General features: G+C 65.2%; 10 protein-coding genes. 3 read left to right on the forward strand and 7 right to left on the reverse strand.

The window, feature by feature from the left end; translation table 11 throughout:
* Nucleotides 1–5 precede the first annotated feature (5 nt).
* The 5 genes from ACL58G_RS25625 to ACL58G_RS25645 form a co-directional block, all read right to left on the reverse strand.
* On the reverse strand, nucleotides 6–1,559 hold the full coding sequence (locus ACL58G_RS25625) for an alpha-N-arabinofuranosidase (RefSeq protein ID WP_440963614.1): 1,554 nt from the start codon (nucleotides 1,557–1,559) through the stop codon (nucleotides 6–8).
* Nucleotides 1,560–1,575: 16 nt separating this feature from the next.
* On the reverse strand, nucleotides 1,576–3,222 hold the full coding sequence (locus ACL58G_RS25630) for a DUF5597 domain-containing protein (protein WP_440963615.1): 1,647 nt from the start codon (nucleotides 3,220–3,222) through the stop codon (nucleotides 1,576–1,578).
* Between the two features lie 79 nt (nucleotides 3,223–3,301).
* Nucleotides 3,302–6,337 (reverse strand): TonB-dependent receptor, encoded by a 3,036-nt coding sequence (locus tag ACL58G_RS25635; RefSeq protein WP_413387665.1) that lies wholly within the window; start codon nucleotides 6,335–6,337, stop codon nucleotides 3,302–3,304.
* Nucleotides 6,338–6,656: 319 nt separating this feature from the next.
* Nucleotides 6,657–7,829: a helix-turn-helix domain-containing protein gene (locus ACL58G_RS25640; protein WP_413387664.1), complete on the reverse strand. Its 1,173-nt coding sequence runs from the start codon at nucleotides 7,827–7,829 to the stop codon at nucleotides 6,657–6,659.
* A gap of 111 nt (nucleotides 7,830–7,940) precedes the next feature.
* The gene (locus ACL58G_RS25645) at nucleotides 7,941–9,134 is read right to left on the reverse strand and encodes a XylR family transcriptional regulator (protein WP_440963616.1); all 1,194 of its coding nucleotides are present in this window, start codon (nucleotides 9,132–9,134) and stop codon (nucleotides 7,941–7,943) included.
* Between the two features lie 226 nt (nucleotides 9,135–9,360).
* On the opposite strand from ACL58G_RS25645, the gene ACL58G_RS25650 reads away from it, so the two are divergent.
* A complete protein-coding gene (locus tag ACL58G_RS25650; protein ID WP_413387662.1) occupies nucleotides 9,361–9,867 on the forward strand; it encodes a DUF1993 domain-containing protein in 507 nt (168 codons plus the stop codon).
* On the opposite strand, the gene ACL58G_RS25655 is transcribed toward ACL58G_RS25650, so the two are convergent.
* Nucleotides 9,868–10,065: a DUF1289 domain-containing protein gene (locus ACL58G_RS25655; protein WP_440968118.1), complete on the reverse strand. Its 198-nt coding sequence runs from the start codon at nucleotides 10,063–10,065 to the stop codon at nucleotides 9,868–9,870.
* Between the two features lie 55 nt (nucleotides 10,066–10,120).
* The gene (locus tag ACL58G_RS25660) at nucleotides 10,121–10,690 is read right to left on the reverse strand and encodes a DUF1415 domain-containing protein (protein ID WP_440963617.1); all 570 of its coding nucleotides are present in this window, start codon (nucleotides 10,688–10,690) and stop codon (nucleotides 10,121–10,123) included.
* 428 nt (nucleotides 10,691–11,118) lie between these two features.
* Between ACL58G_RS25660 and ACL58G_RS25665 the strand changes: the two genes are divergently transcribed.
* Nucleotides 11,119–12,492 (forward strand): transglycosylase SLT domain-containing protein, encoded by a 1,374-nt coding sequence (locus ACL58G_RS25665; protein WP_413387660.1) that lies wholly within the window; start codon nucleotides 11,119–11,121, stop codon nucleotides 12,490–12,492.
* A 379-nt stretch (nucleotides 12,493–12,871) separates the two neighbouring features.
* Nucleotides 12,872–14,443 carry a DEAD/DEAH box helicase gene (locus tag ACL58G_RS25670; protein ID WP_440963618.1) on the forward strand — a complete coding sequence of 524 codons (1,572 nt, stop codon included), beginning with the start codon at nucleotides 12,872–12,874 and terminating at the stop codon, nucleotides 14,441–14,443.
* The last annotated feature ends 34 nt before the right edge of the window (nucleotides 14,444–14,477 follow it).

The raw sequence follows: 14,477 nt of genomic DNA on the forward strand, positions 1-14,477 counted from the left end.
GCGCGCTACTCCTGCACGGCGACGACCACGACGGACTTCGCCGGCAGGGACAGCACCAGTTTTCCGTCCCGGGCCGCGGCCTGGAACGGCGCGGGCCTGACGGCATCGGGCGCTGCGAACGTGTTGTGCGCGTCCATCGCGGCCGCCGTCAGCACGGCACCGGCCGCCCCGCGTGCGGCGGTGCCGCTCACGTCGACCGTGACGTCGGCCGCCTCGCGCGGGTTCGCGTTGACGAGGGCAAGATACAGCTTGCCGTCCTTGCCGCGCGCCGCCGACGCGCTGACGGCCGGGATCGCGTCGGTGCCGAACGTGTACAGCGGATTGTGCGCCAGCGTCACCGGCACCGAGACCGCATCCTGGAATGGCACGTACATCCTGAAGACGTGGTAGGTCGGCGTCAGCACCATCCGCGCGCCGTCCGTGCGGACCATGGCCTGCAGCACGTTCACCATCTGCGCGATGCTCGTCATGCGCACGCGGTCCGCGTGGACGTGGAAGATGTTGAAGTTCAGGGCCGCGACGAGCGCGTCGCGCAGGGAGTTCTGCTGCTGGAGGAAGCCCGGCTTGCTGCCTTGTTCCGCGTCGTACCAGGTGCCCCATTCGTCGACGGCGAACATGAGTTTCTTCTGCGGGTCGTGCGTGTCCAGCTTCGCGACGTTGGCCGCGATGAACCCTTCCATGCGGCGCGTCTCGCTCAGCGTGTGGATCCAGCGGCTTTCGTCGAAGCCGGTCGCGCCATATTTGCCGTTCGCGTCCGCGCCGGGCGACGTGTAATAGTGGAACGAGATGCCGTGGGCGCGCACGCCCCAGCCGTGGATATGCTGGCTCAGGTACTCGGTCCAGCCAGTATCGTCGTCGTGGCCGCCGGCCGCGATGAATTGCGTGTCGTTGCCGCCGCCGGGATGCAGGAAGGTCGCGTAGCGGCGGTAGGCGTCGGCGTACTGCTCCGGCCGCATATTGCCGCCGCAGCCCCAGGCTTCGTTGCCGATGCCGAAGAACGCCACCTTGTACGGCGCCGGGTGGCCGTTGCGGGCACGCAGCCGGGCGAGGCTCGACGTGCCGTCCGCCGTCATGTATTCGATCCATTCCGCCATCTCCCGCACGGTGCCGGTGCCGAGGTTGCCGTTGACGTAGGCATCCGCGCCGAGCTGCTCGACGAGGTCGAAGAATTCGTGCGTGCCGACGGCATTGTCCTCGTCGACGCCGCCCCAGTTCGTGTTGATGCGCACGGGGCGCTGCGCGCGCGGGCCGATGCCGTCGCGCCAGTGGTACTGGTCGGCGAAGCAGCCGCCGGGCCAGCGCACGAGCGGCACGTGCAGCGCCTTCAGCGCGGCCACGACGTCGTTGCGCCAGCCGCGCGTGTTCGGGATCGTCGAGTCGGGACCGACCCACAGGCCGCCGTAGATGCCGGTGCCGAGGTGCTCGGCGAACTGGCCGTACACGTAGCGGCTGATGACGGAGCCCGGTTTGGCCGCGTCGATCGTGACGCCGACCTGCGCGGCGGCGCATGCGGATGCCCACATGCTGGCGGCCAGCGCGCCCATGCGAATGATCTTCATGACGAGCACTCCCTCTTCAATACGCGCGCAGCCGGATCTTCAGGATCGTGGGCCGCGCCGGCAGGTTGACACCATGGTCGACCTGGTCGCCATTCCAGTTGCGTTCCATGATCCAGCGCCCCTGCGGGTCGAACTGCCCTTCCTCCACGCGCGCGAACATGGAGCGTTTGCCCTCATTGGCGCCGGCCGGCCAGAAATGCAGGCGGACGTGCTGTCCGATCACGATGAACTCGTCGGCGCCGATCTGCGCGAACGCCGCGCCGCCGTTCGGGGCCGCCGTGCCGGGCGGGTAGTCTTCCTCCTTCGCGTCCTTGCCCATCGTGCCGAACTGCCACTCGCGGAACGAGGCGGAGACGCCCCAGTCCTTGAGTACCAGCGACTGCGGCTTGCGGTCGTCGCCTTCCGCGATGCCGGCCGTGCGGCCCTCCAGCGCCCATCGCCCCCACTGCCGCGCCAGCGGCGCGAACGCGGCATAGATGGTCCCGAACGGCTCGACCATGCTCTTGTCGGTGCGCTTGGAGCCCAGCGGATAATTGCTGTAGTCCGCGTAGTCGATGCCGAACGGCGCCACGCCGATCGCACCGGCGCCGAGGATCCGGTAGACATAGCGGGCATACGTGGCCGCGTTGCCCATCTCCGGCACGAACAGCGCGTTGTCCGGGCGCTGGAACTTGTCCAGCGTCGCCGCCACGCTGTTCGATTGCGGCGCGTACAGGTCGGGACCGGCGACGTCGATGTGCGGGGCGGCGGCCTTGTAGATGTCGATCACGTCGTACGTCGGACCGCCGCTGGCGAAGTTGCCCTTCCACGGTGCCAGCGGTTCGAGCGGATCGCGCAGCGCATTGTTGACGAACATCGGCAGGTCGTACACGGCGCGTCCCGCCTTCGCGATCTCTTCGATGTAGCTGGCCACGGCCCAGGCGTGGAAATATTCGTCGGCATACGGGCCATACACCTCGGACCACGTGCCGCTCGCGGCGCCGGGCACGGGCGGCTTCTTGCGCGCGAGGACGGCCGCCGGCACCGGCTGGCGGAACGCCGCCTCGCCCCGCGCTGCGAAATCGCGCACGGTGCCGTAGGTGCCGACCTCGTTCTCGACCTGCACCATGATCACGGTGCGCTGCGCTTCGTCGATCTGCTTCAGGTGGCGCATCAGGGCGACGAACGCCTTCCTGTCGGCCGCCAGGGTCTGCTCGCCCAGCGGCGACAGGCAGTAGCTGGCCTTGCCGTCGCGGCCGAGCATGCGCGGGAAACGCTTGTCGTCGAACTTGACCCATTCGGGCGTGTACGCGGGGCCGGTGTTCTTCCAGGTGCCGAACCACAGCAGCACGAGGCGCACGCCGTTGCGGCGGGCCTCGGCCACGAGCGTGTCGACGTAGCCGAAATCGAACTTGCCCTCGACGGGCTCGATCTGTTCCCACGCCACGGGGATCTCGAGTGTGTTGGCGTGGGCATCCTTGACGGCGGCCCAGACCTTGGGCAGCGCATTCGGATAGTTACTGGAATTGTGGGCCTGCACGCCCAGCATGGTGAACGGCTTGCCGTCGACCAGCAGCGCATGGTGGCCGTCTTGCTGGACCAGGCGCGGCATCGGGGCGGCGGCCAGCGCCTGGGTGGAGATCAGGACGAGCGTGGCCAGCAGGTGATTGGAGCGTTTTTTCATACGTGGATCCGTCGGGTTGAATGAAATGGCCTCCCGCGACCGGCAAAGGTCGCGGGAGGCCTGTTTTGCGGCGGCGTGCTTAGAACGTGTAGTTCATCTGGGCGCTGAACGTGCGGCCCGTGTAGAAGGCGTTGTGCAGTTTCATGCCGACCTGTTGCTGCATGTACTGCCGGTAGACCTGGTTCGTCAGGTTGCCCACCTGGCCGCCCAGGCGCAGGTGCTCGGTGAACTTGTACTGGAAGCCCAGGTCGAGCTGGCCGTATGCGCCGCCCCACGTCGGCAGACCGTAGTTGACCGAGTAACCCTGGCCGTAGTTCGGGCTGTCCGGGTTGCGGTCGATGCCATCGTTGCCGGCCGTGCCCCACGAGTTGGTCGACTGCAGGTACTTCGAGCGCCAGCTGTACGCCAGGCGCAACGACACCGCATCCTTGTCGTACAGCAGCGCCACGTTGTACGAGTTCTTCGACAGGCCCACCAGCGGCATGTCGCCGAACACCCTGCCGTCCGTGTCGCAGCCCTGCAGGTTGCGGACCATGTTGGCCATCAGCGTGTCCTTCGGCGTGCACCAGGTGCCGTTGACCGGGTTGTGGTACGTCGTGCTGCTGTCGATGTACGTGAAGTTGCTCGACACGCCGAGACCCGAGAACAGGCCCGGCAGCTTGTCGAAATAGGTCTGGAAGCCCGCCTCGACGCCGCTGACGCGGGCGTCCATGCCGTTCACGGGACCCGTGACCATGAAGTCGTGCGTCGTTCCGGTGACGTCCTTCAGCGGGTAGACCGTCGTCTGCGCGATGATGACGTCCTTCAGCCGCTTGTTGAAGACGCCGAACGTCGCCGAGCTGGCGCGGCCGAAGTAGTACTCGGCCGTCAGGTCGAGGTTGGTGGCCATGACCGGACGGAGCGACGTATTGCCGCGCAGCTGGCCGTTGTACGCGATCGAGTCGACCACCGGCTTCTGGTCGTCGCCGGGCGGCGTGTGCGTCTTGATGTCCATGCCCAGCGTCGTGTACGCCTGCAGCAGGTAGAAGTCCGGACGCGACATGCCCTTCGACAGCCCGAGGCGGAACTGCAGCTCGTCGCTGACCTTCAGTTTCAGGTTCAGGCTCGGCAGCACGCGCGTGTAGGTGCTCTCGAACGTCTGCTTCTCCGACTGTGCCGGAATGTCCGGCACGCCCGGCAGCAACGGCTTGTTGGGCGGCGTGAACAGCGTGTAGCCGATCGACTTCGGATTCGTGCGCACGACGCGCACGCCGACGTTGCCGTCGATGGGATACGCGAGCTTGTCGAACGCGAAACGCAGCTGGGCGTAGGCCGCCTGCGTGCGTTCGTGCTGGTCGTTCAGGCCGATCGCATCGCCGAACTTCGGCGGTTTGTAGCTGCAGTCGTTGTTGCGGCCGGTCGCGTTGGCTTCGTTGCACAGGGTCGTGTAGTAGTCGTGCAGCTTGTTGACGGCATCGACCGAGTTGGCCAGCGACGCATCGGGCACGATCACCGGTGCCGGCGACGCCGCGGAACCGCCGAAGAAGTTCTTGAACTGGTGCAGGCCGAAGCCCTGCGCGAAGCGCGGGTCGCCCAGGCCGGCGAACTGCGCCAGCGGCTGCCACGACTGGTTGCCGACCGCCCATCCCTGCGAGATCTGGACCCATTCCGAATCGTGGGTGGACTGCGTCACCGCCGAGCGGTCGGTCACGCGCACGCCGAAGCGCAGGTCGTTCAGGATCGGATGGTCGAACGTGTACTTGGCGTCCAGGCGCGCCGTGTTCATCTGCGCCTTCGCCACGTCATGGTGCACCTGCGTGAAGCCCCAGTAGTAGTGGGACGGATCGGCCAGGTATGCCCGCGACGCCTGGTCGAACGAGATCGTCGGCATGCCGCCGCGCAGGTCGACCGTCTGGCCTGGCACCCAGCCGCCCAGGCCCACCGTATTGTCGTAGCCGTCCGTCGTGGCCTGCACGTGCTGCAGGTCGGCCTTGAGGGTCCATGCGTCGCTGGCGCGCCAGGTGCCCGACCACGACACGTCGCGCGTGTCGGACGTGCGGCCGCTCGCGCGCGCGTCGGTGCCGAAGCCCAGGCCCGTACCGAAGCCCGGACCGCTGTTGGTGGTGTCGTGCAGCGTGCCGGTCAGCAGGGCGCCGTTGGCGTCGTACGTGGCGCCCGGATCCAGCGACAAGGTGGCCGGGTTCGTCCCGCCGAAGTAGGAATGCTCGTCCGAGTGCTGCTTGTAGCGCGAACGCAGGAACGTCACGTACGAACTGAAATCGCCCTTCTTCCACTGCAGCGCGCCATACAGGCCGTCGCGGGTGCGGTCGAAGGTGTTCTGGCCCCAGCTCGCGGACGGGGTGACCCAGACGCGCTTGCCGGGCACGAGGTCGTCGCGCGAGCTGTACGGGGCGATCGACAGGCTGTCGCTCTGGTTCGCGATCTTCGAGTGCGCGAGGTCGATCAGCACGCCGACCTGGCCGAACCGCGTGTCCCAGCGGTCCGAGTACAGGCCGGACACCGACGGCGGCGCGGTCTTCTGGCGCAGCGACGAGCGCGAGACCTCGGTCGACAACGCCACCTTGCGGCCCTTCGAATCGAACGGCAGCGCGGTGCGCAGGTTGACCAGGCCGCCGATGCCGCCTTCGATCTGCTCGGCGGACGGGTTCTTGTACACGTCCACGCCGGCCATCAGCTCGGGCGGCACGTCCTCGAAACTCAGCGCGCGGCCGCCGTTGGCGGAGAACGCGTCGCGGCCGTTGAACTCCGACCGGACCTGCCCGGCGCCCAGGCCGCGGATCGACACGCCCGTGCCTTCCGCCGCGTAGTGGTTGACGCTGTCGCCCACGCCCTGCTGCGGGTCGACCCGGTTCATCGTGCGGTCGATGCTCACGCCGACCACGCGCTGCAGCACTTCCGTCACCGACTTGTCCGGCAGCTTGCCGATGTCGTCGGCGACGATCGAGTCGACGATTTCGTCCGCGTTCTTCTTGATATTCTGCGCCGAATCGAGCGCCGCGCGCTGTCCGTACACCACGACGGTCGTCGGTTCGGTCTGCGCCAGTGCGGCGCCGCCCGCCATCAGGGCGAGCTGCGCGACGCCGATGGCGATCGCTGTTTTCCTGGTATTGTTCACGTTATCAAGTCTCCGTGTTGTCTTGGATGTCGTCGCCGTCGAGCACGCGCGGCGATCGTATGCATTCTGATTGCCGCCCCTGCCCCCAGCAATTTCGAAATCCGTCAAACAACCCACGAAAACACGGCGCGCCTGGGCGCGCGCGAAAAAAGGGACGGCCGAAGCCGTCCCTAACCCACTTGAACGCGGGAGGAGATGATGCTGCGCATCGAACGACGGAACGATGCGCGAGCCACCAATGCATTCTACGAACCGCCGCCCGGCGTCGCCAGAACGAAATCCGTCAATCGGCTGGTGAAAATCCGTGGGAGCGGGCGCGTTACGGCCCGGCGGATTCCGGTGCGCTGTCGCGCAGCTTGCGGAAGGTCTTCGGCGTGCAGCCGTATTCTTCCTTGAAGAGTTTGTTGAAGTACGAGACGTTCCGGTAGCCCACGGCATACGCGATTTCCGCCACGCTCGTGTCCTCCTTCGCGCCCAGCAGGCGCGCCGCCTCCGTCAACCTGAGCTTGTTCAGGTACGTGGAAAACGTGAAGCCCAGCTCCGCCTTGAGGATCTCGTTGATCTTGTTGCGGCTGATGCCGAGCGCGTTCACCGTGGTCTCGACATCCAGTTCCGGGTTGACGTATTCCGTCGCCATGAAGCGCAGGATGGCGCTCTGCTCCTTGTCGCGGTGCAGGTCCTGGGACAATTGCTGGTAGGCGACCAGGGGAATGTCGCGCCGCATCTTGTCCTTCACTTCCGCCAGCAATGCCTGTGTATGACGGCGGAAGAACCACAGGCCATAACCGGGCCAGGCGACGACCATGAATGCCGCGAACAGGTACAGGTAGCGCATGTCGCGCCCGGTCAGCGTCAGGTTCCTGACCTGGACTTTCGAGAGCACGCCGTAGGGACTCTGGAACGTGCTGCCGAACGAGAGCTTCGCGATCCGGGTCAGCGTGTGTTCCTGGCGCGCGAGGTTCTGCCCGTACCTGTCGAACCACCACTGGTCGGTCCGCAGGCGCGCCAGGTCGAGCTCGACGTGTTCGCCCTTCTTGTTGCAGAAAAAATAGGTGTACGGGGCGCGATAGGTATCGAACTGGCCGGGCACCGATACCTGGTCATCGAACATCACGAGGCCGAACGCCAGCGTGTTGGCCGGCGCGCAGTTGACGTCGAACTCCACGGCGCTGTAGCGGGACAGGTCGACGTGCGTGAACTTGCCGGCGCGGTCGCGGAACGCCAATTCCGCGTGGACGAACGGATACGCGGCCGCCTTGACGGACGTGAACTCGAAGCTCAGCGTGGCCGTGTCGTCGATCAGCCTGGCCGTCGAACGCCCGCCCACGGCCGAGTCGGCCATGAGCTCGGCGCGCCACGCCAGGCCGCTGTCCGCGGCGGGCAGCAGCGGAAGCCGGATCCAGGTGCTGCGGACACAGGCATAGCCGATGAGAACGCTCGCCACCACGAGACCCAGCAGCCCGGCGAGCGCTTTGTTGTAGAAACTCTGCATTACCTGCTGCCACCTCGACAAATATGGGCCTGGCGGCCGTCTTGCGGCCACATCAATATAATGACAGGTCGCCCATGGATTTGTCGAGATGCGCGCCGGGTGGCGCAGGCGTCAAGCCTGCAGCGCGGCCTCCTGCCGCGACGCCACGCGCTGCTGGTACTCCCGCGGCGAACAACCGAGCTCGCGCTTGAACACGGCGAACAGGTATTGCATCGATGTAAAGCCGCAACGCTGCGCCACCTCGGCCACGCTGCAATCCCCTTCCGCCAGCAGCGCGGTCGCGGCATCGAGCTTGAAGCGCAGGATCTCGTCGTGCACGCTGCAGGCCAGTTCCTGCTGGAAATACGTTTCGAGGGTGGAGCGCGAGACGCCGACGTAATCGGCGACCTGGTCGCCCTTGATGCCCTGGCAGGCATACTGGCGGATGAAATGCCGGGCACGCATGACGCGGGGGTTCTTGACGGGCTGGTGGCTGCTCGACGTGAGCACGTTGATGCCGGCGGGCGGCACCAGGATGCGCGAGCATTCCAGATACGTCCCTTCGAGCAGCTGATGCAGCATCCGGGCCGCGGTGCGGCCGATCTCGTTCGAGCCCTGGATCACGGAGCTGAGCGGGATACACGACAGCATGCGTGCCAGCGGATCGTTGTCGATGCCGATGATGGCGACCTGTTCCGGTACGGCGATATTGGCAAACTGACAAGCCTGCAGCAACTGGCGCGCGCGGGCATCGGTGGCGGCAATGATCCCGATGGGTTTTGGCAGACTCTGCAGCCACCGTACCTGCTGCGCGACGTCCTCCTCCCAGTTGCAGGCACCCTCTCCGCGCAAGATCTCGACATCGAATTTGTCGCGCTGCATCAGGAACCGGAACGCCTTTTCGCGCTCGAGCGCCCATGGGTGCCTCGTCCCGTCGGGCAGGGAAAACAGGGCGAACTGACGCAATCCGACGTCGATCAGGTGGGTATAGGCGAGGTTGACGAGCTTGAAGTTGTCAGTCGCGACATACGGCACGTTGGCCGGATAATCGGCCTCGTTCGCGTACGAGCCCCCGACGGCGACGACGGGCACGCGGCTGTCGGCCAGCGCCGCGGCCACGGCCGGGTCGTCGAAGTGGGCGATGATGCCGTCACCTTGCCAGCGCGCAAGACTCGACAGGCGCACACGAAAATCATCTTCGATGAACAATTCCCACGATGTACGCCGGCTCGACAGGTAAGCGGCGATCCCGCCGATGACCTCCCGGGCGAACGCCTGGTTGGCATCAAATAACAAAGCAATGCGATGTGTTTTTGGGCACTTCATTGGCGACGGTCTCCATGTTGCGTCCTGGCTGGACGTCTCTTTTCAATCCGGCAATGTCCCAAAGTATCTTTTCGAGTGCGCTGTTCTCTGTAGAATTTTTTTAATCGACTCCTATGAGGATACGAATAGTTGAAGTTTTACATGCCAAAAGTGTTATTTGCGGGCGCCAAGCAGCAACGATGCAGGCTTGCTATCATCGGGCTCTTTACATATTGAGGAGGCATCGATGACACTTTCCCTGTACACGGCTTCGGTCCCCGTGTTCCGCCAGATCCTGGGCAGCCTGTCCGCCATCCTGACGAAGGCCGAGGCGCACGTGGACGCGAAGAAGCTGGATCCGAACGCGCTGCTGCAGGCGCGCCTGTTCCCGGACATGTTCCCGCTCGTGCGCCAGGTGCAGCTGGCGACGGATTTCGCCAAGGGCGCGGCCGCGCGCCTCGCGGGCGCCGAGGTGCCGCGGTACGACGATGTGGAGACGGATTTCGCGGGCCTCCAGGCACGCCTGGAAAAGACGCTGGCCTTCCTGGACACGGTGGCGCGCGAGGCGGTGGATGCCGGCGGCGACCGCGACGTGACGATCGGCACGGGCGCCAACCAGCGCCAGTTCAAGGGCCAGGTCTATTTATTGCACTACGCGCTGCCGAACTTCTATTTCCACGCCGCGACGGCGTACGACATCCTGCGCCATAACGGGCTGGACATCGGCAAGCGGGATTTCGTCGGCACGTTCTGATCAGGTATTGCGGCGCGGGTAGCCCTGCGCCAGGATGCGCTGCCACACGACTTCCTTCTGCTCGGCCGTCATCGAGACCCAGTGGGCCACTTCGACGACGGTCCGGCCGCAGCCGCGGCAGATGTCGTCGAAGGTGGTCGAGCAGACCGCGACGCAGGGGGTGTCGGGGCGCTGCGGGAGCGCCCCGGCAAGTCGCACGGACGAGGACGCGGGCACCGTGTTCTCGTCCTCGGGGAGCGGTGCTCCCTGTGCATCAACGAGCGGGGCCGACATCGAGCTTGTCCCAGCCTTCATGGCCGAGCTTTTCCATGGTCTCGATATTCTTCTCGAAGATCTCGGCCGCATCGGGGATCGCTTCCACGGCGCGGTCGATGCTGTCTTCGCGCAAGAGCTGCAGCACCGGGTAAGGCGAACGGTTGGTAAAGTTCTCGATGCCGTTCGGGTCCGTGTCCGCGAACTGGTAGTCCGGGTGGAAGCTGGCGATCTGCAGCTCGCCGTCCAGGCTCATGTCTTCGACGGCGGCGTCGGCGACGTCGAGGAATTCATTGAAGTCCAGGAAATCCTGCAGCACGTACGGGTGGATCAGCAGGGTCGTGTCGACCTGTTCCGGGTCCGTGTCGGCCAGCAGCTGCAGCTCGTCCATCAGCGTGTCCAGCAGGGACTCGGGCGTGCGCGCATGCGCGACGACATAGCGCACCTGGTCCTTCACTTGCACCGCCTTCGCGAACGGACAAAGGTTCAGGCCGATCACGGCGCGGTCGACCCAGCGCCGGGTGGCGGCGATGACGGCGTCATCGTCCACGTTCTCGTTGGCAGTGCTCATTTCTTACTTTCAAAAAATACAAAACCGCGTCCTGCGGAGACGGCAATTGTACGCTTTTTGCGTCCTCTCATGGAGCATCCGACCAGCCGGACTAACTTGAAAGACAGGCTGGTATTACCCGGCAGTCCATGAAGTCCAGGTACAAATTTGACAATACCGGGCTCGTGAAAGCACCGATTTTCCTCTTGGAAATTTCATATACACCCAGGGGTATACATAAAAACGCTTGATCCTCGTCAGTCAAAGACGAGATCGCCGGAACCATACCCCCACATATATCGTCATAACGGGTGCCTGCGTTAGCAAAAAGAGTAGACAAGATTTTTTGTAACTGCGCCGACATACTTCTTGACTGACTCGGTAACTGGTCCGTACACTCCGACTTCACTCGTCAGTCCTGCCGTTCCTGGACGCAACACTGGAAAGCTATGAACGAAACGACTCGCTCCACTTACGCCCTGGCCATCGCGCTCCTGTCCGTCTCCGCGATCAGCCACGCCGCCGACAGCGCCCCGAGCCCGATCGCCCAGAGCAGCAGCAGCGCGGCCGCCATGGCCAAGGCGATCCTGCCGCAATCCCCGGCCCCGTCCAAGTCCGACGACTACAAGGACCCCGACCTGTGGGCCCGCATCCGCAGCGGCTATGCCATTCCCGACATCGACAACGCCCTCGTCGCCAAGCACGTGCAGTGGTACGCGAGCCGTCCGGACTACCTGACGCGCACCTCGGGCCGCGCGTCGCTGTACCTGTACCACGTCGTGCAGGAGCTGGAAAAGCGCGGCATGCCGACGGAACTGGCCCTGCTGCCCGTGATCGAATCCGCGTTCAACCCGCAGGCCCTGTCGAACGCCGACGCGGCCGGCATCTGGCAGTTCGTGCCGGGCACGGGACGCGACTTCAACCTGCAGCAGAACATGTTCAAGGACGAGCGCCGCGGCGTACTCGCCTCGACCGACGCCGCCCTCACCTACCTGCAACGCCTGTACACGATGTTCGGCGACTGGCAGCTGGCCCTCGCCGCCTATAACTGGGGCGAAGGCAATGTGCAGAAGGCGATCCAGAAGAACCGCGCGCTGGGCAAGCCGACCGACTTCGAGAGCTTGGCCGAGCTGATGCCGGCGGAAACCCGCAACTACGTGCCGAAGCTGCAGGCCGTCAAGAACATCATCGCCAATCCGGCCCAGTACGGCGTCGCGCTGCCGACGATCGACAACACGCCGTACTTTGTCGCCGTCGACAAGACGTCCGATATCGACCTGGCCGTGGCCGCCCAGCTGGCGGAAATGTCCGTCGACGAATTCAAGGCCCTGAACCCGCAATTCAAGAAGCCCGTGATCACTGGCGAATCGACCAAGATCCTGCTGCCGAAGGAAAACGCCGAGAAGTTCAACCTGAACCTCGCGCAATGGGGCCGCGCATTGTCCACCTGGACCACGCACAAGATCACGTCGGCCCGCGAAAGCATCGCTTCGCTGGCCGCGAAACTGGGCACGACCCCGGAAGTCATCCGCCAGGCCAACAATATCCCGCCGCAGATGCGCTTGAAGGCCGGCTCGACCATCCTCGTGCCGAAGACCAGTGCCACCGCCAGCAACGACATCGCCGAAAGCATCGTCGAGAACGCGTCGATGATGCTGGAAGCCGACCGCGGCGAGTCGCGCCGCAGCGGCCGCAGCGGCCGCAAGCTGTCCGGCGCCCAGCGCTTCAAGGCCAGCGCCGCGCATGCGGTAGCCGAGATCAAGAGCCGCGTGTCGCGGGGTTCCAAGCCCGCCGTCAACGCCAACGGCCGCAAGCGCCGTTGATATCGTGTCATTTTGACCACGCGACGGGCTCCTGGCCCGTCAATACGCGCACAACTCGACGCATGCCGTGCACGCTCTTCAAAAGTACGGTATAGTGTTGGTTGTGCGCTGCAATAAACGCGTTTGAAAAGACTTCCGCGGCAGTTCACCGACAGTAGTACAACTAGCAGCTACGCAAGCCCAGGCATCCACGAAGGATGTCCTTTCATAAAGCCCTCCCGCCCTGCGTGCCGAAAATGGCACCGTCCCGGCGCAAAGCTTTTGTGCCGAAATTTCTTTCGTTTCAGAGTCATTTCGTATTGTTGGCTCGCGTTGCTATTTCGCGTTCCGCTCCGAATAGCGTGGACGCTCACTGATCCATACCGAAAGTAAATAAACAATGAGTTTTGAAGCACTAGGCTTACACGCGTCCATCGTCAAGGCAGTTACCGAAGCAGGCTACGAAAAGCCGACCCCGGTGCAGGAGCAGGCGGTGCCGGCGGCGATCGCGGGCCGCGATCTGCTGGTCTCGTCCCAAACCGGTTCGGGCAAGACGGCAGCGTTCATGCTGCCCGCCCTGAACAAGTTCGCCAACGCCGAACCCGCCGCGGCCGGTCGCACCCCCGCACAGGAAGCGCAATCGACGCGCGCCCGTGGCGAGCGCGTCCGTTTCAAGGCAGCCCAGCCGAAAATGCTGGTCCTGACCCCGACCCGCGAACTGGCCCTGCAGGTGACCACCGCGACGGAACAGTACACGGCGCACATGCGCCGCATCCGCGCCGTCTCGATCCTGGGCGGCATGCCGTATCCGAAGCAGATGCAACTGCTGGCCAAGAATCCGGAAATCCTCGTCGCGACCCCGGGCCGCCTGATCGACCACATGGAGTCGGGCAAGATCGACTTCTCGCAGCTCGAGATCCTCGTGCTCGACGAAGCCGACCGCATGCTGGACATGGGCTTCATCGACGACATCGAGAAGATCGTCGCCGCGACGCCGGAATCGCGCCAGACCATGCTGTTCTCGGCCACGCTGGATGGCGTCGTCGGCAACATGGCGCGCCGCATCACCAGGAACCCGCAGGTGATCCAGATCATGAGCGCGGCCAACCGCCACGAGAACATCACGCAGAAGGTGCACTTCGTCGACGACCTGTCGCACAAGAACCGCCTGCTCGACCACCTGCTGCGCGACGAGACCATGGACCAGGCCGTCGTGTTCACGGCGACCAAGCGTGATGCCGACATGATCGCCGACCGCCTGAACATCGCCGGCTTCGCGGCTGCCGCACTGCATGGCGACATGCACCAGGGCGCCCGCAACCGCACGCTGGACAGCATGCGTCGCGGCCAGGTGCGCGTGCTCGTGGCAACCGACGTCGCCGCGCGCGGCATCGACGTGCCGTCGATCACCCACGTGGTCAACTACGACCTGCCGAAGTTCCCGGAAGACTACGTGCACCGCATCGGCCGCACGGGCCGCGCCGGCCGCAACGGTACGGCAGTCTCGCTGGTGAACCACGCGGAAAGCATGAACGTGCGCCGTATCGAACGCTTCACCAAGCAGACCATTCCGGTCGACGTGGTGGAAGGCTTCGAGCCGAAGCGTTCGGCGGCACCCCGTTCGGGCGCCCGTCCGGGCTGGAAACCGGGCGACGGCCGTAATGCCAGCGCCAAGCCGGGCCAGCGCAGCTTCCACAAGCCGGCCGGTGAAGGCTACCGCGGTGACGCACCGCGTCGCGAAGGCGGTTACCGCAGCGAAGGCGCACCGCGCACCGAAGGCGGCGGCTATCAAGGCCAGCGTCGCGAAGGCGGCTTCCGCACCGAAGGCGCCCCGCGCAGCGAAGGCGGCTACCAGGGCCAGCGCCGTGAAGGCGGCTTCCGCAGCGAAGGCGGCCAGCGCCGCGAACGCCCGGCCTTCGGCGCGCATCCGCGCTCGGCCGACTCGGCTCGTCGTACGTTCGGCGACCGCTAAGCGTCAGCAGGCATAACGAAACCCCCGGCATCGC

Origin of the sequence: Massilia sp. GER05 (assembly GCF_052056005.1) — a bacterium.
Taxonomy (GTDB): domain Bacteria; phylum Pseudomonadota; class Gammaproteobacteria; order Burkholderiales; family Burkholderiaceae_D; genus Telluria; species Telluria orientalis.